Origin of the sequence: Vibrio sp. 10N.222.52.B7, assembly GCF_041474275.1 — a bacterium.
GTDB classification, from domain to species: domain Bacteria; phylum Pseudomonadota; class Gammaproteobacteria; order Enterobacterales; family Vibrionaceae; genus Vibrio; species Vibrio crassostreae_C.
The window spans coordinates 1-349 of the sequence record NZ_JBFRTU010000570.1; the positions used below are offsets into that span (position 1 = coordinate 1).

Annotated in this window: 1 pseudogene; it reads right to left on the reverse strand. The window is 45.3% G+C overall.

Going from position 1 to position 349, the window contains the following annotated elements:
- Positions 1–18: 18 nt before the first annotated feature.
- Positions 19–349, reverse strand: a pseudogene (locus AB4512_RS24240) (hypothetical protein); the annotation flags it as partial.

Consider the following 349-nt stretch of genomic DNA (forward strand, 5'->3'; position numbering starts at 1 on the left):
TTGCTACGTTCTTGCGCTCTACATAGTGAAAACAGGCGACATGCCACTGTCTTGGCCGTTCATTAACAACAAGCCAATCAACACAAGTAAAATGCCGCCAAAGAGTTGCAAGTAATGACCTGCGGCTTTCAATGATTCACTACTGTTCTTGTTACCTGCTGCCAAATAGCGCTTCACTAGATGTTTACCTGTTAGCGTCATCATTGCAATTAATGAGGTTGTTAATGCTGTGCCTACGGCCATCGCAAAGGCACTCAGAACGCCCATCCAATATAGGCCAACCATGTTTGCGAAAAGCAGAACCATTATTGCTCCGGTGCATGGCCTGATACCAATCGTCACGATTATT